This window comes from Pseudomonas sp. DCA-1 (assembly GCF_046523955.1).
GTDB lineage: Bacteria > Pseudomonadota > Gammaproteobacteria > Pseudomonadales > Pseudomonadaceae > Aquipseudomonas > Aquipseudomonas putida_Y.
Genome location: NZ_CP169881.1, coordinates 866834 through 884601 on the forward strand (window position 1 = coordinate 866834; position 17768 = coordinate 884601).

Annotated in this window: 16 protein-coding genes; 14 read left to right on the forward strand and 2 right to left on the reverse strand. The window is 61.5% G+C overall.

What is annotated here, in order from left to right; all coding sequences use genetic code 11:
* The first annotated feature begins 20 nt into the window (after nucleotides 1-20).
* The 9 genes from ACE4QZ_RS04200 to trpE all read left to right on the forward strand — a co-directional run bounded on the left by ACE4QZ_RS04200 (nucleotide 21) and on the right by trpE (nucleotide 10881).
* Nucleotides 21-2408 carry a PAS domain S-box protein gene (locus tag ACE4QZ_RS04200; RefSeq protein WP_053870461.1) on the forward strand — a complete coding sequence of 796 codons (2388 nt, stop codon included), beginning with the start codon at nucleotides 21-23 and terminating at the stop codon, nucleotides 2406-2408.
* Between the two features lie 7 nt (nucleotides 2409-2415).
* A complete protein-coding gene (locus tag ACE4QZ_RS04205; RefSeq protein WP_172402776.1) occupies nucleotides 2416-3048 on the forward strand; it encodes a response regulator transcription factor in 633 nt (210 codons plus the stop codon).
* Nucleotides 3049-3343: 295 nt separating this feature from the next.
* Entirely contained in the window at nucleotides 3344-4468 is a 1125-nt protein-coding gene (locus tag ACE4QZ_RS04210) for an ABC transporter ATP-binding protein (protein ID WP_021782720.1), read from the forward strand.
* Nucleotides 4469-4508: 40 nt separating this feature from the next.
* Nucleotides 4509-5543, forward strand: coding sequence for an ABC transporter substrate-binding protein (locus tag ACE4QZ_RS04215; protein WP_021782721.1), 1035 nt, complete (start codon nucleotides 4509-4511; stop codon nucleotides 5541-5543).
* A 60-nt stretch (nucleotides 5544-5603) separates the two neighbouring features.
* On the forward strand, nucleotides 5604-6851 hold the full coding sequence (locus ACE4QZ_RS04220; RefSeq protein ID WP_021782722.1) for an ABC transporter permease: 1248 nt from the start codon (nucleotides 5604-5606) through the stop codon (nucleotides 6849-6851).
* Nucleotides 6852-6861: 10 nt separating this feature from the next.
* Nucleotides 6862-7689, forward strand: a complete 828-nt coding sequence (locus tag ACE4QZ_RS04225) for an ABC transporter permease (RefSeq protein WP_028696960.1) — start codon at nucleotides 6862-6864, stop codon at nucleotides 7687-7689.
* Between the two features lie 151 nt (nucleotides 7690-7840).
* Complete coding sequence (rpe, locus tag ACE4QZ_RS04230) at nucleotides 7841-8515, forward strand: ribulose-phosphate 3-epimerase (RefSeq protein WP_003255539.1); 675 nt, start codon at nucleotides 7841-7843, stop codon at nucleotides 8513-8515.
* The gene (locus ACE4QZ_RS04235; protein WP_021782724.1) at nucleotides 8512-9330 is read left to right on the forward strand and encodes a phosphoglycolate phosphatase; all 819 of its coding nucleotides are present in this window, start codon (nucleotides 8512-8514) and stop codon (nucleotides 9328-9330) included. Before rpe ends, ACE4QZ_RS04235 begins: the two co-directional genes overlap by 4 nt.
* Before the next feature lie 69 nt (nucleotides 9331-9399).
* Nucleotides 9400-10881 (forward strand): anthranilate synthase component I, encoded by a 1482-nt coding sequence (gene trpE / locus ACE4QZ_RS04240; protein WP_274101391.1) that lies wholly within the window; start codon nucleotides 9400-9402, stop codon nucleotides 10879-10881.
* Nucleotides 10882-10913: 32 nt separating this feature from the next.
* Here trpE and estP read toward each other — a convergent pair whose 3' ends face one another.
* Nucleotides 10914-12803 carry an esterase EstP gene (estP, locus tag ACE4QZ_RS04245; RefSeq protein WP_274101389.1) on the reverse strand — a complete coding sequence of 630 codons (1890 nt, stop codon included), beginning with the start codon at nucleotides 12801-12803 and terminating at the stop codon, nucleotides 10914-10916.
* A 367-nt stretch (nucleotides 12804-13170) separates the two neighbouring features.
* On the opposite strand from estP, the gene ACE4QZ_RS04250 reads away from it, so the two are divergent.
* The 4 genes from ACE4QZ_RS04250 to ACE4QZ_RS04265 all read left to right on the forward strand — a co-directional run bounded on the left by ACE4QZ_RS04250 (nucleotide 13171) and on the right by ACE4QZ_RS04265 (nucleotide 16505).
* Entirely contained in the window at nucleotides 13171-13764 is a 594-nt protein-coding gene (locus ACE4QZ_RS04250; protein WP_274101375.1) for an aminodeoxychorismate/anthranilate synthase component II, read from the forward strand.
* Between the two features lie 9 nt (nucleotides 13765-13773).
* The gene (trpD, locus tag ACE4QZ_RS04255) at nucleotides 13774-14823 is read left to right on the forward strand and encodes an anthranilate phosphoribosyltransferase (RefSeq protein ID WP_021782727.1); all 1050 of its coding nucleotides are present in this window, start codon (nucleotides 13774-13776) and stop codon (nucleotides 14821-14823) included.
* Nucleotides 14820-15653 (forward strand): indole-3-glycerol phosphate synthase TrpC, encoded by an 834-nt coding sequence (trpC, locus tag ACE4QZ_RS04260; protein ID WP_021782728.1) that lies wholly within the window; start codon nucleotides 14820-14822, stop codon nucleotides 15651-15653. The genes trpD and trpC overlap by 4 nt, the downstream gene beginning before the upstream one ends.
* Nucleotides 15654-15800: 147 nt before the next feature.
* Nucleotides 15801-16505 (forward strand): biotin/lipoate A/B protein ligase family protein, encoded by a 705-nt coding sequence (locus tag ACE4QZ_RS04265; protein ID WP_021782729.1) that lies wholly within the window; start codon nucleotides 15801-15803, stop codon nucleotides 16503-16505.
* Here the strand turns inward: ACE4QZ_RS04265 and crp are convergent.
* The gene (crp, locus tag ACE4QZ_RS04270) at nucleotides 16502-17146 is read right to left on the reverse strand and encodes a cAMP-activated global transcriptional regulator CRP (RefSeq protein WP_019436724.1); all 645 of its coding nucleotides are present in this window, start codon (nucleotides 17144-17146) and stop codon (nucleotides 16502-16504) included. The genes ACE4QZ_RS04265 and crp overlap by 4 nt on opposite strands.
* A gap of 191 nt (nucleotides 17147-17337) precedes the next feature.
* Here crp and ACE4QZ_RS04275 point away from each other — a divergent pair, with 191 nt between their 5' ends.
* Nucleotides 17338-17760, forward strand: coding sequence for an OsmC family protein (locus ACE4QZ_RS04275; RefSeq protein ID WP_004376171.1), 423 nt, complete (start codon nucleotides 17338-17340; stop codon nucleotides 17758-17760).
* The last annotated feature ends 8 nt before the right edge of the window (nucleotides 17761-17768 follow it).

The following is a 17768-nucleotide window of genomic DNA, read 5'->3' on the forward strand; positions in this document are numbered from 1 at the left end:
TTGCCAAGTCGAGCGTATAGATGAAGCGAGTGCGTCGCCTGTTGGTTATCGGCTGCTTGTGGCTGCCCTTGATTGTCTGGGCCAAGCCCGAGGCGCTGCCCTCTGTGGTGCTGGAGCCTGATCAGCAGCAGTGGCTGGACACCCACCGCAGTTTGCGTGTCGGCCTGGTGTTGCAGGCGCCCTACGCCCAGTTCGACCGGCGTCTGCAGCAACTTTACGGGGCCAATGTGGAACTGGTGAACAGCCTGGCGCAGGCGCTGCGGCTGGACCTCACCTGGCGTAACTTCAGCGACCAGGCCAGTTTGGAACATGCCCTGCAGCGCGGCGAAATCGACTTCGCCCCTGGCCTTACCCAGACGCCGGCCAGCCTGCGGCTGTGGCTATTCAGCGACCCGTACATGCGCGTGCCACAACTGGTGGTGGGGCCGCGCACCGGGGCCATGGCCGTGGAGCTGGAAAAGCTTGAAGCCGAGCAACGCGTGGCGGTGCGCATGCCCAGCCCCCTGGCGGATTACCTGCGCGGCAACTACGGCAACCTCAACTTGCAGGGGGTGCCAGACGATCGTGAGGCCTTGCAACTGGTGGTCGGTGGCCAGGCCAGTTTCGCCGTGCTGGATGAAGCGCAGCTCAGCCGCCTGTCGCGCGAGAGCGAGTTCGGTGAGCTGGCGGTGGTCGGCGATGTCGGCTTGCCGCAGCTGTTGCGTATCGGTTCGCGGCGCGACTGGCCGCTGCTGGCCGATGTACTTGAACGTGGCCTGCAGGCACTGCCGGCCAAGGAGCTGGAACAACTGCATCAGCGTTGGTTGCAGCCGAAATACCCGCGCCTGAGCGAGTCGCCTGGCTTCTGGCAGAACATCGCCTTGCTGTTCGGTATGTTGCTGCTGTGTGCCATGGCCACACTGGTGTGGCAACGCCGGCAGCAGCGCCAGCTGGAGCGCAGCCTGTTGGCCGCGCGGGAAAGCCTTGTGGAGCGCCAGGTGCGCGAAGAGGCGTTGCGCCTGAGCCAGTTCGCCATCGATCAGAGCACCGTGGGTATCCTCTGGGTCAATTGGGACAGCCATGTGCGTTACGCCAACCATGCTGCCGAGCGCATGTTGGGCTACACCGAGGGTGAACTGCTGGAGCGGCCGCTGAGCGACTTCGAGCCAAGCCTGAACATGGACCGCTGGCTAGAGCTGTGGAAGGGCGCGCGTACGGGGACGGGTGGTGTCGGTCAGTTTGAGACGCAGTGCCGGCGGGCTGATCAAAGCTTGCTACCCGTGGAGCTGTCGCTGAGCTTTCTGCGTTTTCGTGACTCCGAATATCTGGTGGTCTACCTCGCCGATGTTACCGAACGCCACCGCGCCTTGGCGGCCCTGCGCGAAAGCGAGGCGCGGCTCAAGGGCATTGCTGGCAACGTACCCGGGTTGGTGTTTCGCCTGGAGCGTGACCCGGCCGAGGGTGATCTGGAGTTCCCCTATATCAGCGAGGGTAGCGAGGCGTTGGTGGGTTATGCGCCCAGCGAGATCCAGCATCCGCAGATGGGGCTGCGCAACCTGGTACACCCCGAGGACCGTGCTGATTATCACAGGGTACAGGACCTGGCCTTGGTCAGCGACCAGGACTGGTCCTGGCAGGGGCGCATCCTCACCCGGCAGGGCGAACAGCGCTGGGCCGATATCAAGGCCAGCGCCCGTCGCCTGGGCAACGGCCAGGTGGTGTGGGACGGTGTAGTCTGGGACATCACACAGGGCAAGCGGGCCGAGCTGGCGCTGGCGAAGTCCCAGGAGCAGCTGCGCGAACTCTCGGCCCACCTGGAGAGCGTGCGTGAAGAAGAAAAAGCCCGTATCGCCCGGGAAGTGCATGATGAACTGGGGCAGATGCTGACCGTGCTCAAGCTGGAAGTGTCGATGTGCGAGCTGGCCTATGCCGAACTGGACCCAGGCCTGAATGAACGCCTGGCGAGCATGAAACGCCTGATCGCCCAGTTGTTCCAGCTGGTGCGCGATGTCGCCACTGCCTTGCGTCCGCCGATCCTCGACGCCGGTATTGCCTCGGCCATCGAATGGCAGGCGCGGCGTTTCGAGGCGCGCACGCAAATCCCCTGTCTGGTGCAAGTACCCGATAATCTGCCAGCATTGAGTGATGCCAAAGCCACCGGGCTGTTTCGTATCCTCCAGGAGGCGCTGACCAATGTGATGCGTCACGCCCAGGCACACAGCGTGGAGATTGAACTGGTACGTGAGGGCGGTCAGTTGCGCATGACGGTCAGCGATGATGGCCAAGGCTTTTGCCGCGAGCAGACCCGGCCCACCTCGTTTGGCCTGGTGGGTGTGCGCGAGCGGGTGCTGATGATGGGGGGGAGCATGGCGCTGGACAGTGAGCCGGGTGAAGGCACCAGCCTGAGCGTGGCCATTCCGTTGGAGTAGGAGAGCAATCGTGATTCGAGTACTGGTGGCCGAAGACCACACCATTGTCCGTGAAGGCATCAAACAGTTGATTGGCCTGGCCAAGGACATGCAAGTGGCGGGGGAGGCCGGTAACGGCGAGCAGTTGCTCGAAACCCTGCGCCACACACCGTGCGAGGTGGTACTGCTGGATATCTCCATGCCGGGTGTGAGCGGTCTGGAAGCGATCCCGCGTATCCGTGCGTTGCACGATGCGCCGGCGATCCTGATGCTGTCGATGCACGATGAGGCGCAGATGGCGGCGCGGGCGCTGAAGGCCGGTGCTGCGGGCTATGCCACCAAAGACAGTGATCCGGCGCTGCTACTGACGGCGATTCGTCGGGTGGCGGGTGGTGGACGTTATATCGACCCGTCGCTGGCCGACCGCATGGTGTTCGAAGTGGGCCTGACCGAATCCCGGCCGTTGCACACATTGCTCTCGGAGCGGGAGTTTTCGGTGTTCGAGCGCCTGGCCCAGGGCGCCAACGTCAACGACATTGCCCAGCAGTTGGCGCTGTCGAGCAAGACCATCAGCACCCACAAGGCGCGCCTGATGCAGAAGTTGAAAGTGAACTCGCTGGCGGAGCTGGTGAAATACGCCATGGAGCACAAGCTGGTCTGATTGCGACATACGCAATCGTTGAACCTGTCGAGGCCCTTGTGGGAGCGGGCGTGCCCGCGAAAGGGCCTTGCCGGTTGATTTCTATGGTTGCACCGGCCTCTTCGCGGGCATGCCCGCTCCCACAGGTTCGGTGGACTGCTTTGGAGCGCATTCCAATCCCGCCATCTTTGTAGGGCGATCCCTACAACAAGTCTTCCATCCGGATGATGGCATTCTCTCACTACCCCCGATTTTCGGGCGCTTGCGTCTCTTCTACTCTTTTGCCTACGCAGTCATCCAACAAGAAGGTGCAGGCATGAGCGAGGCGAAGTCGAACGCTGCAACCGGCGAAACGCTGGTCAGCTTCCGTGGTGTGCAGAAGAGCTACGACGGCGAGTCGCTGATCGTCAAAGACCTCAACCTGGATATCCGCAAGGGCGAGTTCCTCACCCTGCTTGGCCCGTCCGGCTCCGGCAAAACCACCAGCCTGATGATGCTGGCGGGCTTCGAGACCCCCACCGCCGGTGAAATCCAGCTTGGCGGCCGCTCGATCAACAACGTGCCGCCGCACAAGCGTGATATCGGCATGGTGTTCCAGAACTACGCGCTGTTTCCGCACATGACCGTGGCCGAGAACCTGGCCTTTCCGCTGACCGTGCGCAACCTGAGCAAGACCGATATCAGCGAGCGGGTCAAACGTGTGCTGAACATGGTCCAGCTCGACGCTTTCGCCAAACGCTACCCCGGCCAGCTGTCTGGCGGCCAGCAGCAGCGTGTGGCGCTGGCCCGGGCATTGGTGTTCGAGCCTCAGCTGGTGCTGATGGATGAGCCACTCGGCGCACTGGATAAGCAACTGCGCGAACACATGCAGATGGAAATCAAGCACATTCACCAGCGCCTCGGTGTGACCGTGGTGTACGTAACCCATGATCAGGGCGAAGCGCTGACCATGTCCGATCGCGTGGCGGTGTTCCACCAGGGTGAAATCCAGCAGATCGCCGACCCGCGCACGCTCTACGAAGAGCCTTGCAACACCTTCGTCGCCAACTTCATCGGCGAGAATAACCGCATTAACGGCACCCTGCTGGCCAGCGATGGCAACCGTTGCCAGGTGCAGTTGCCTCGCGGCGAGCGGGTTGAGGCGCTGGCGGTGAATGTCGGCCAGGCCGGCGAGCCGGTGACCCTATCGATTCGCCCGGAGCGCGTGCGCCTGAATGGCCACAGTGAAAGCTGCGTCAACCGGTTCTCTGGCCGTGTGGCCGAATTCATTTATCTGGGCGACCACGTGCGCGTGCGTCTGGAAGTCTGCGGCAAGGGCGACTTCTTCGTGAAGCAGCCTATTGCCGAGCTCGACCCGGCATTGGCCGTGGGCGATGTAGTACCGCTGGGCTGGGAGGTGGAGCACGCCCGCGCGCTCGATCCGATTGCCGAAGCCCATTGATGGATTGCTTCACCAACCCTGTACTGTGGAGAGAATAATAATGCGTAAGCAGTTGAAACTGACCGCCCTGGCGTTGGGGCTGTTCACCGCTGGCCAGGCCATGGCCGCAGACCTCACCGTGATCTCGTTCGGGGGCGCCAACAAGGCTGCCCAGGCCAAGGCGTTCTACGAGCCATGGGAAAAAGCGGGTAATGGCAAGATTGTCGCGGGTGAGTACAACGGCGAAATGGCCAAGGTCAAGGCGATGGTCGACACCAAGAGTGTGTCGTGGAACCTGGTAGAGGTTGAGTCGCCAGAGCTGGCGCGCGGTTGCGACGAGGGCATGTTCGAAGAGCTAGACCCGGCCCTGTTCGGTAACGAGTCCGATTATGTGAAGGGCGCCATCCAGCCGTGCGGCGTAGGTTTCTTCGTTTGGTCCACGGTCATGGCCTACAACGCTGACAAACTGAAGACCGCACCCACCAGCTGGGCGGATTTCTGGGACACCAAGAAATTCCCTGGCAAGCGCGGCCTGCGCAAGGGCGCCAAGTACACCCTGGAGTTCGCCCTGATGGCCGACGGTGTGGCACCGAAGGACGTGTATCAGGTACTGGGCACCAAAGAGGGTGTGGACCGCGCCTTCAAGAAACTCGATGAACTCAAGCCCAGTATCCAGTGGTGGGAAGCGGGTGCACAGCCGCCACAGTTCCTGGCCTCTGGCGACGTGGTCATGAGTTCTGCCTACAACGGGCGTATTGCCGCTGTGCAGAAAGAGAGCAACCTCAAAGTGGTGTGGAACGGCGGCATCTACGACTTTGATGCATGGGCGATCCCTAAGGGTGCCAAGAACGTCGAAGAGGCGAAGAAGTTCATCGCCTACAGCGTCAAGCCCGAGCAGCAGAAGATCTACTCCGAGAACATCGCCTATGGCCCGGCCAACTCCAAGGCCGTGAGCCTGCTGTCGGACGAAGTGAAGAAAGACATGCCGACCACGCCTGAGAACATTGCCAACCAGGTGCAGATCGACGTGGCGTTCTGGGCCGACAACAGCGAGCAGCTGGAGCAACGCTTCAACGCCTGGGCGGCGAAGAAGTAAACGTCCAGTGTGTGGGGCCGCAGAACGGCCCCCATTTCAGCCTGTATTGCGGAGTTCGCCATGGCCATTGCAGTGCCCCTCAAAGAAGGCGCAGATCCAAGTCTCAAGCAGCGCCTCAAACACGCCGAGCGGGTAAACCGCTGGAAGGCGCAGGCGTTGATCGCGCCGCTGGCGCTGTTTCTTCTGCTGGTGTTCCTGGTGCCGATTGCGGCGCTGCTGTACAAGAGCGTCGGTAACCCGGAAGTGGTCGGCGGCCTGCCGCGTACGGTGGAAGTCATCAGCCAGTGGGATGGCAAGAGCCTGCCTGGCGAGGACGTTTACAAGGCGCTCAGCCAGGACCTGGCCGAGTCGCGCAAGAACCATACCCTTGGTGACCTTTCCAAACGCTTGAACATGGAGCTGGCCGGCTACCGCAGCTTGTTGACCAAGACTGCCCGGGCATTGCCATTCAAGGCTGAGCCTGCCTCTTATAAAGACGCTTTGCAGGCTGTCGACGAGCGTTGGGGTGACCCGGCTTATTGGCAGGCGATACGCCGCAATACCAGTTCGGTGACTTCTTTCTACCTGCTGGCCTCGGTTGACCACCGCATCGATGACCTTGGTGAACTGGCCAAGGCCACCCCGGACCAGGCCATTTACCTGGACATTTTTGTCCGTACCCTGTGGATGGGGGTGGTGATTACCACTATCTGCCTGGTACTGGCCTACCCTCTGGCCTATCTGTTGGCCAACCTGCCTACCCGGCAGAGCAACCTGCTGATGATTCTGGTGCTGTTGCCTTTCTGGACATCGATCCTGGTGCGGGTGGCGGCCTGGATCGTGCTGCTGCAGTCGGGCGGCCTGATCAACGGCGCGCTGATGGCCATGGGCATCATCGACCAGCCGCTTGAGCTGGTGTTCAACCGCACAGGCGTCTACATCTCGATGGTGCACATTCTGCTGCCGTTCATGATCCTGCCGCTGTACAGCGTGATGAAGGGGATTTCCCCGAGCTACATGCGTGCGGCAATCTCGCTGGGCTGCCACCCGTTCGCCAGTTTCTGGCGGGTGTACTTCCCGCAGACCTACGCCGGTGTTGGCGCCGGTTGCCTGCTGGTGTTCATCCTGGCCATCGGTTACTACATCACCCCGGCGCTGCTGGGTAGCCCCAACGACCAGATGGTCAGCTACTTCGTCGCCTTCTACACCAACACCAGCATCAACTGGGGCATGGCCACCGCACTGGGCGGGCTGTTGCTGCTGGCGACCGTGCTGTTGTACCTGATCTATAGCTGGCTGGTCGGCGCCAGCCGCCTGCGCCTGAGCTGAGGAGCCTGTCATGCTGAGCCCATACATGTCGCCCGTGGAGCGGGTCTGGTACTACAGCCTGCGCATTCTCTGTGGCTTGATCCTGCTGTTCCTGATCTTGCCAGTGCTGGTGATCGTGCCGCTGTCATTCAACAGTGGCAGCTTCCTGGTGTACCCGCTGCAGGGCTTCTCGCTGCAGTGGTATCAGGACTTCTTCGGCTCGGCCGAGTGGATGCGGGCGTTGAAGAACAGCATCATCGTTGCCCCGGCGGCCACGGTGCTGGCCATGGTGTTCGGCACCTTGGCGGCCATCGGCCTGACCCGCGGCGAATTCCCCGGCAAGTCGCTGGTGATGGCGCTGGTGATCTCGCCGATGGTGGTGCCGGTAGTGATCATCGGGGTGGCCAGTTACCTGTTCTTCGCCCCTCTGGGCATGGGCAACAGCTTCATCTCGCTGATTCTGGTGCATGCGGTACTGGGTGTGCCGTTCGTCATCATTACCGTGTCGGCGACGCTGCAGGGCTTCAACTACAACCTGGTGCGCGCGGCGGCCAGCCTGGGAGCTTCGCCTCTGCTGGCTTTCCGCCGGGTGACCCTGCCGCTGATCGCGCCCGGTGTCATCTCGGGAGCGTTGTTTGCCTTTGCCACCTCGTTTGACGAGGTGGTGGTGACGCTGTTCCTCGCCGGGCCGGAGCAGGCAACCCTGCCGCGGCAGATGTTCAGCGGTATTCGCGAGAACCTGAGCCCGACCATTGCCGCGGCGGCGACCTTGCTGATTGCGTTCTCGGTGGTGTTGCTGCTTACCCTGGAATGGTTGCGTGGGCGTAGTGAGAAGCTGAGGACCCAGCAGCCGACCTGATGATGGTTTGCCTGTGCCGGGCTCTTCGCGGCTAAAGCTGCGAAGGGGCCGGCACAGGTTGCGCTGGTCGACACCAATTGATACCAATCAGCCTTGATCGCTTTCCCTGAGTTACAATGCGCGCCACCGTGACTTTGCCAACAGGTGCGCCATGCAGCCCTACGCTATTGCCCCCTCCATTCTCTCCGCCGATTTTGCCCGCCTGGGTGAGGACGTCGACAAGGTATTGGCTGCGGGTGCAGACATCGTCCACTTCGATGTCATGGACAATCACTATGTCCCCAACCTGACCATCGGCCCTATGGTTTGCACCGCTCTGCGCAAGTACGGCGTCACTGCGCCGATCGACGTGCACCTGATGGTCAGCCCGGTTGATCGCATCATTGGCGACTTTATCGAAGCGGGTGCCACCTACATCACCTTCCACCCTGAAGCCACACAGCACATCGACCGTTCGCTTCAGCTGATCAAGGATGGTGGCTGCAAGGCTGGCCTGGTGTTCAACCCGGCCACCAGCCTGGATGCCCTGAAATACGTGATGGACAAGATCGACATGGTGCTGCTGATGAGCGTCAACCCAGGCTTCGGCGGGCAGAAGTTCATCCCCGGCACCCTCGACAAGCTGCGCGAAGCGCGTGCGCTGATCGACGCCAGTGGCCGTGATATCCGTCTGGAGATCGATGGTGGCGTGAACGTCAACAACATCCGCGAGATCGCTGCCGCTGGCGCCGACACCTTCGTGGCCGGCTCGGCGATTTTCAACGCCCCGGACTACCAGGAAGTTATCGCCAAGATGCGCGCCGAACTGGCTCTGGCCCGCCCATGAGCGGCTTCGAGCAGCTGTTCCCGGGGACGCTGCCCAGGCTGGTAATGTTCGATCTGGACGGCACCCTGATCGATTCCGTGCCTGACCTGGCCGCCGCTGTGGACCGCATGCTGCTCGAACTGGGGCGCCCGCCTGCTGGCCTTGAGGCGGTGCGCCACTGGGTTGGCAATGGCGCCCAGGTGCTGGTGCGCCGCGCGTTGGCGGGTGGCATCGACCATGCCGAAGTGGACGATGCGCTGGCAGAACAGGCGCTGGCGCTGTTCATGGACGCTTATGCCGAAAGCCATGATCTGACCGTGGTCTACCCCGGCGTACGGGACACCCTGCGCTGGCTGCGCAAGCAGGGCGTGGAGATGGCGCTGATTACCAACAAGCCTGAGCGCTTCGTTGGCCCGCTGCTGGACCAGATGAAGATCGGCAATTTCTTCCGCTGGATCATTGGTGGCGACACCTTGCCGCAGAAAAAGCCCGACCCGGCGGCGTTGCTGTTCGTCATGCAGATGGCCGGTGTTACCCCGCAACAATCCCTGTTTGTGGGTGATTCTCGCAGTGACGTGCAGGCGGCCAAGGCGGCTGGCGTGCAATGCGTGGGCCTGACCTACGGCTATAACCATGGCAGGCCGATCGACGATGAATCCCCCAGCCTGGTAATCGACGACTTGCGGGCATTGCTGCCCGGTTGCGCAGACCCGGCCACTGGGATAACGTTGGCGGACCTTCAAGCCTCACAAGACAGAGAGTCCACCGTGGCGGTTACTGGCAAATTCTGGATGAAAGTCATCAAGGCCTTGGCCCGTTGGCGTTGGCGCGCCTGACTTCAGCCTGCCGGCGTGTGCCGGCCCGTCCGTTTGCCTGACCTATTGCTGCTTGCCACGAGACTACTCATGAACCACGAAGAATTCCTGCGCCTGGCTGCTGCCGGCTACAACCGTATTCCCTTGGCCTGTGAAACCTTGGCCGACTTCGACACGCCGCTGTCGATCTACCTGAAACTGGCTGACCGGCCCAACTCGTACCTGCTCGAATCGGTGCAGGGCGGCGAGAAGTGGGGCCGTTACTCGATGATCGGCTTGCCATCGCGTACGGTGATGCGTGTGCATGGCTACCATGTCAGCATCCTCCAGGATGGCGTCGAGGTGGAAAGCTGTGAGGTCGAAGACCCGCTGGCATTCGTTGAAACCTTCAAGGACCGCTACAAAGTTGCCGATATCCCCGGCCTGCCGCGCTTCAATGGCGGGCTGGTCGGCTACTTTGGCTACGATTGCGTGCGCTATGTGGAAAAACGCCTGGGCGCCAGCCCCAATCCGGACCCGCTGGGCGTACCCGATATCCTGCTGATGGTGTCCGACGCGGTGGTGGTGTTCGACAACCTGGCGGGCAAGATGCACGCCATTGTGTTGGTCGACCCAGCTGAAAATCAGGCTTTCGAACAGGGCCAGGCACGCCTGCAAGGCTTGCTGGAAACCTTGCGTCAGCCAATCACCCCGCGCCGCGGTCTGGACCTGAGCGGCCCGCAGGCAGCCGAGCCGGAATTCCGCTCCAGCTACACCCGCGAGGATTACGAAAACGCCGTCGGTCGTATCAAGGAATACATCCTGGCCGGGGACTGTATGCAGGTGGTGCCATCGCAGCGCATGTCGATCGACTTCAAGGCTGCGCCTATCGACCTGTACCGCGCGCTACGCTGTTTCAACCCGACGCCGTACATGTACTTCTTCAACTTCGGTGACTTCCATGTGGTCGGCAGCTCGCCCGAGGTGTTGGTACGTGTCGAGGACAACCTGGTCACCGTGCGCCCGATTGCCGGTACCCGCCCGCGTGGTGCGACCGAGGAGGCCGACCGTGCGCTGGAAGACGACCTGCTGTCGGACGACAAGGAAATTGCCGAGCACCTGATGCTGATCGATCTGGGCCGCAACGATGTGGGCCGTGTGTCTTCGACCGGCAGTGTGCGCCTGACCGAGAAGATGGTGATCGAGCGTTACTCCAACGTGATGCACATTGTCTCCAACGTTACTGGCCAGTTGCGTGAAGGCCTCACGGCGATGGATGCACTGCGGGCGATTCTGCCGGCTGGCACCTTGTCGGGAGCGCCGAAGATCCGCGCGATGGAAATCATCGACGAGCTGGAACCTGTCAAGCGTGGGGTTTACGGCGGTGCAGTCGGGTATTTTGCCTGGAACGGCAATATGGATACCGCAATTGCCATTCGTACTGCAGTGATCAAGGACGGCGAGCTGCATGTGCAGGCCGGTGGCGGCATCGTTGCCGACTCGGTGCCGGCGCTGGAATGGGAAGAAACCATCAACAAGCGCCGGGCGATGTTCCGTGCGGTGGCGTTGGCCGAGCAGACTTCGGCCAAATAATTTGCCTGGGGCCGCAAAGCGGCCCCAGCAATTTAGAAGTCCACACTAACCCCCAGGCTAATGCCCTGCTGCGTCAACTCATCACTTTTGCGCCAGTTGTAGTTCCCGCGCAAATGCACCCCCGCCACCAGTTCATGGCTTACTCCCAGGCTCGCCCGGGTCAGGTCGCTGTGCGGTGTATACCCGGTCAGGGTGAAGTCATTTGCCGGCAAGCTGGTCAGGTGCATCGTCACATCCTGCTCGTCGTCCTCGAACTCATGCTCCTGTGCCACCTCGGCGAAAAGCCGGGTACCTGGCAGTACCTGCACACTGCCCAGCAGCCCCACGCCCAGGCGGCGTGAAGTGCGCTCCTGGTCATCGAAGGCAAGCGCCGTCGAGCGCCCGCTCTTCTCGTCGTAGCCATCCACCTTCACCCGCGCATAGTCGGCACTGATGAAAGGTGCCAACTGCCAGTTGCTGGTGTCGGCCGCCAGGTTGTAGCCCAGCCGCCCGGACAATGCCCAGGCTTCGCCGTCGGTGTCGCCCTTCTCACTGCGGTCATTCACGCCCAGGGCGAAGGTACGCTTGAGATCGCTGTAGTCCAGGTGCCCGGCGGTCAGCGCTGCGTCGGCCCACCAGCGGTCCTGGCGGTATTGGGCAAAGGCACTGGCCATATAGCTGTTCAGCTTGTAGTCCGAGTCCTGTTCGCCAGCTTCCAGCTTCTGCCGGTACGCACCGCCGGCCAGGCCCAGGCGCCAGGCGTCGTTCAGGCGATAGCTGCCGCCAAAGGTCAGGTTGTAGCCGCGACCGTCACCGCTGGCCGCGCTGTGCTGGCCGTCGAAGTCCAGGTCCTGAGCGCCGCTGGCGACAAAGGCTTGCCATTGGCCAACTGCTTGCCAAGGCGTCTGCCACTGATTGCGCAACTCATCCTGGTGAGCCCGCAGACTGGCGTGGGCCATTTCCGGTAGCAGGGTCAGTTCCCAAGGGGCAGCGAGGATCGAGTAGGCGTAATCGGCAATCAGTTGTTGGCCCGCGATGGTCGGGTGTACCGAGTCGTTGAACAGCAGTTTGGTCGGGTCTGGCGTTGTACCGTTGATCCCGTACACCGGGTTTTCCACGCAACTGTCTCCGCTGTAGCAGGTGCCGACAAGGTTCTGGTCGCTGGCCAGGCCGAACTGGCTGGGGCTGGCCAACGCCTCGCTCAACAGCGTAGGGATGTTCAGTGGAATGATCTGGGCATCGATCTGCCCCAACTGGCTGATCAATGACTGGTTGAACGCAGCGGAGAGCAGTGACAGTGGGTTTTGCTGTGGCGTGCCGCTGAAATTGGGTGTTTGGCCGAGGTCAGGCAGTAGCCAGACCATGATGTAGCGCGCACCTCCTTGCTGAAGCGCTTGGGCGCTGGCAGCCAGGCGGGCGCCGGCGGCTACGGCGTCGGCCGGGCTATTCACCAGGCCCTGCAGGAAGTCGTTACCGCCGCCTGTCAGATAGTACAAGGCATTTGGGTCGGCGCGCAGCCCGTTGGCCAGGTAGCCGGGGCGCTCGCGCAGCACCAACCCGGCATTGGGGTTTCCAGGTGGGATGACGGTCTCGGACGTTGTCGTGATCGAGTCCAGGATCTGCTGGGTGGTGTACCCGCCGACTGCCCAGTTATTACCATCGGGGCTGATGCCTATTGATGTCGACGGGTTCAGGTCGCCTGGCGCGACCCCCAGGCGGCTACCGAGGATCATCGGTGACACTGGGGCAAAGTTGCCGTCGGCATCGCGGTTGGTGAAACGCGCGCCTGGGGTACCGCCGCCCAGGTCGGGAAACTGCCCCGCATCGGCGAGGCTGTCGCCAAACACGACAAGGGTGGAATAGGGCGAAGGGCCTGCTAACGCCTGGCTGCAGGCCAAGGCCAGTGAAGCGAGGGTAAAGCGCAATAACGGGGCTTTTCGCATCAGGGAACATCCTTTTCTTTGTTTTTATAAGGACAACCCCATCGACCTTAGCAAATCGTAGTGCTTCCCTCCCAAGTCCATTCGTTTCCCCGTGTTTACAGGCATATTGCGCCCGTCGCCCCGGTAGGCTACTGTGCCGGGACGTATGAGCGAGACCTATCCTGTGTTGATCGTCAGCAAACTCTTGATGCGCGTAATCAAGGCCCACGCCCGTTGGCGTTGGCGCGCCTGACTTTATCTCCTGCCGGCCCGCCCGGCCCGTCCCCGTTTGCCTTCTCGTTTACCGCCCGTTGTGGCAAAGCCGCGCCTGTGGCTGGTGCAGGAAGGTTCGAATCATGAAGTCAGTAGATTCAAGAGGTTTAACACCATGTTACTGATGATCGACAATTACGACTCATTCACTTACAACGTCGTTCAGTACCTTGGCGAGCTGGGTGCCGAGGTCAAGGTCATTCGCAATGACGAAATGACAATCGCCCAGATCGAGGCCCTCAACCCTGAGCGCATCGTCGTATCCCCGGGGCCGTGCACCCCAAGCGAAGCGGGCGTGTCCATCGAGGCCATCCTGTACTTTGCTGGCAAGTTGCCAATCCTCGGCGTATGCCTGGGCCACCAGTCAATCGGGCAGGCTTTTGGCGGCGACGTTGTACGTGCACGCCAGGTCATGCACGGCAAGACCAGCCCGGTATATCACCGCGACCTGGGCGTGTTCGCCAGCCTTAACAACCCGCTGACCGTGACCCGTTACCACTCGCTGGTGGTAAAGCGTGAAACCTTGCCCGACTGCCTGGAAGTTACCGCCTGGACCTCCCATGCTGACGGTTCGGTCGATGAGATCATGGGCCTGCGCCACAAGACGCTGAATATCGAAGGGGTGCAATTCCACCCTGAGTCGATCCTGACCGAGCAGGGCCATGAACTGTTCGCCAATTTCCTCAAGCAGACCGGCGGCCGCCGTTAAGGATCGAACATGGATATCAAGAGTGCGTTGAGCCGTATCGTCGGCCAGCTGGACCTTACTACCGACGAAATGCGTCAGGTCATGCGCCAGATCATGACCGGTCAGTGCAGCGAGGCGCAGATAGGTGCCTTCCTGATGGGCATGCGCATGAAAAGCGAAAGCATCGACGAAATCGTCGGCGCGGTGTCGGTGATGCGTGAGCTGGCCGAAAAGGTCGAGCTGCAAAGCCTTGATGGTGTCGTCGATATTGTCGGTACCGGCGGTGATGGCGCCAACATCTTCAACGTCTCCACCGCTTCGTCCTTCGTCCTGGCGGCGGCGGGCTGCCCGGTGGCCAAGCACGGTAACCGTGCGGTATCGGGCAAGAGCGGCAGTGCCGACTTGCTGGAAGCTGCCGGCATCTACCTGAACCTGACGCCAACTCAAGTGGCGCGCTGCATCGACAGCCTGGGCATCGGTTTCATGTTTGCGCAAAGTCACCACTCGGCCATGAAGCACGCCGCAGGCCCGCGTCGAGAACTGGGGTTGCGCACCCTGTTCAATATGCTCGGCCCGCTTACGAATCCGGCCGGAGTGAAGCACCAGGTGGTCGGTGTGTTCGCGCAAGCCCTTTGCCGCCCGCTGGCTGAGGTGCTGCAGCGTCTGGGTAGCAAGCATGTGCTGGTAGTGCACTCGAAGGATGGCCTGGACGAGTTCAGCCTGGCCGCACCCACCTTTGTCGCCGAACTGAAAAACGACGAAATTACTGAATATTGGGTCGAGCCGGAAGACCTCGGCATTAAGAGTCAGAGCCTTCATGGCCTGGCTGTCGAGAGCCCGCAGGCTTCGCTGGAGTTGATCCGCGATGCGCTGGGCCGGCGCAAGACCGAGAACGGCCAGAAGGCCGCCGAAATGATCGTGCTTAATGCTGGCGCGGCGCTGTATGCCGCTGACCATGCCATGAGCCTGAAAGCCGGTGTAGAACTGGCCCATGATGTACTGCACACCGGCCTGGCCTGGGAGAAGCTGCAGGAATTGGGCGCCTTTACTGCAGTATTCAAGGTGGAGAACGAAGCATGAGTGTGCCGACGGTGCTGGAAAGGATCATTGCCCGCAAGTTTCAAGAAGTGGCCGAGCGTAGTGCACGCGTCAGCTTCGCCGAACTGGAAGGCCTGGCCAAGGCCGCCGACACCCCGCGAGGCTTCGCCAACGCGCTGATCGAGCAGGCCAAACGCAAGCAGCCAGCGGTGATTGCCGAAATCAAGAAGGCTTCGCCAAGCAAGGGCGTGATCCGTGAGCACTTCGTGCCGGCGGAAATCGCGGTCAGCTACGAGAAGGGCGGGGCCACCTGCCTGTCGGTGCTGACCGATGTCGATTATTTCCAGGGGGCCGATGAGTACTTGCAGCAGGCCCGCGCAGCTGTTTCGCTGCCGGTGATCCGTAAGGACTTCATGGTCGACCCTTACCAGATCGTTGAAGCCCGGGCCCTGGGGGCAGACTGCGTACTGCTGATCGTGTCGGCGCTGGATGACGTGAAGATGGCTGAGCTGGCCGCCACTGCCAAGGACGTCGGCCTCGACGTGTTGGTAGAAGTGCACGATGGCGATGAACTGGAGCGCGCGCTGAAAACCCTGGATACACCGCTGGTGGGGGTGAACAACCGCAACCTGCATACTTTTGAGGTCAGCCTGGAAACCACCCTCGACCTGTTGCCGCGCATTCCGCGTGACCGTCTGGCGATTACCGAAAGCGGTATTCTCAACCGGGCCGATGTGGAGCTGATGGCAATCAACGAGGTTTACTCGTTCCTGGTGGGTGAGGCGTTCATGCGCGCCGAGCAGCCTGGCCTGGAATTACAGCGGCTGTTCTTCCCCGAGCAGGTGAAGAAGACTGTTCAGCAACTGGACTGATTAAATGAAGCCGGCGTTTTTGCCGGCTTTTTTGTACCTGTAATGGCCTCTTCGCGGGCAAGCCCGCCCCTACACGGGTACGCGCCCTGTTGTGGGAGCGGGTTTACCCGCGAAGAGGCCGGTGAAAACAACAAAATAGGTGGATCAATGACCGATCAACCCTTGGCCCTGAGCGTCGAACAAGGCCTGCACGCCGAACAGGAATTGCTGGCCGCCGTCTGCCGTGGCGAGCGTGACAGTGGCGTGCTGTTCTGGCGCCCGACCGACCACGCGCTGGTCATGCCTCGGCGCATGAGCCGGCTGGGCAACTTCGAGGTCGCCTGCGCGGAATTGGCTATTGCTGGCTGGCCGGTGCTGCTGCGAGAAACCGGCGGTGAGCCGGTGCCTCAGTCGCACTCGACAGTGAACGTTGCACTGGTCTACGCCGCGCCGCGCAGTGAAGGTGACCACGGCCGTATCGAAAATGCCTACGAGCGCCTGTGTCTGCCGCTGTGCGATGTGCTGCGCGAGTGGGGAGGGGTAGCGTCAGTCGGGGAAATTGACGGGGCCTTCTGCGATGGCCGCTACAACGTCAACCTCAATGGCCGCAAACTGGTGGGTACCGCCCAGCGCTGGCGTCAGGGCCTGGGTGGCAAGCGCCCGGTGGTGCTGGTGCACGGTGCCCTGCTGCTGGACAACGAGCGCGAGTCGATGGTGGCGGCGGTCAACCGCTTCAACGAGTGCTGCGAGCTGGAGCAACGCTGTCGCGCTGATGCGCACATCGCCTTGCACGAAGTAGCGCCGGCAGCACCCTGGTTCGAGCGCCTTTCGCAGGCCTACGCCAAGGTACTGGCCGAGTTGCCCAAGGACTAGCGGGTACCGTAGACCACCATGGTCTTACCCTTGACCTGCACCAGGCTGCGTTCCTCCAAATCCTTTAGAACGCGGCCGACCATTTCCCGGGAGCAACCGACGATTCGGCCGATTTCCTGACGGGTAATCTTGATCTGCATGCCATCGGGGTGGGTCATGGCGTCGGGCTGCTTGCACAGCTCCAGCAGGCAACGTGCAACTCGCCCGGTCACGTCGAAAAATGCCAAATCGCCAACCTTGCGCGTAGTGTTGCGCAGGCGCTGGGCCATTTGACTGCCCAGGGCGTAGAGGATTTCAGGGTCCTGGCGCGCCAGTTCGCGAAACTTTTCGTAGCTGATTTCGGCCACTTCGCATTCGGTCTTGGCGCGTACCCAGGCACTGCGCTGCTGCTCGCCATCAACGGGCTCGAACAGGCCTAGCTCGCCAAAGAAATCGCCATTGTTGAGGTAGGCGATGATCATTTCATGGCCGTCATCGTCCTCGATGAGGATGGTGACCGAACCCTTGATGATGAACGACAGTGTCTCGGCCCGGTCGCCGGCGCAGATGATATTGCTTTTGGCGGTGTAGCGGCGGCGCTGGCAGTGCACCAGCAGCTTGTCGATGTTCTTTATCTTGGCGGGTAGGGCGGAGGCAACCATCACGAAATCCTGTTCGATATGACGCATAAGCTTTTTATAGAGGTTGGCTGACGGAGGGCGCCAGTCATTTGGCGCCAGCTTATCAGACACTACAGGATGTTTCGGTACTAAACCGACACATCTCGTGCTTTTCCCACAGCCGCACAAGGTCTAAGCTGACACCCTTTTCCGAAAATCAGGAGTCCGGGTAGATGAAGGCACGTATCCAGTGGGCCGGTGAGGCAATGTTCCTCGGCGAATCGGGGAGCGGCCATGTCGTCGTGATGGACGGCCCGCCCGAGGCCGGCGGCCGCAACCTGGGCGTGCGACCGATGGAAATGCTGTTGCTGGGCCTGGGTGGTTGCAGCAGCTTTGACGTGGTGAGCATTCTGAAGAAGTCGCGCCAGGCAGTGGAAAGCTGTGAGGCATTTCTTGAAGCGGAGCGTGCCAGCGAAGACCCCAAGGTGTTCACCAAGATTCACATGAACTTCGTGGTTAAAGGGCGTGGGCTGAAAGAAGCGCAGGTCAAGCGGGCGGTGGAGCTGTCGGCGGAAAAGTACTGCTCGGCTTCGATCATGCTTGAGCGTGCCGGGGTTGAGATTACCCATGGGTATGAAATCGTAGAGCTGGGTTAAGGCTGAGA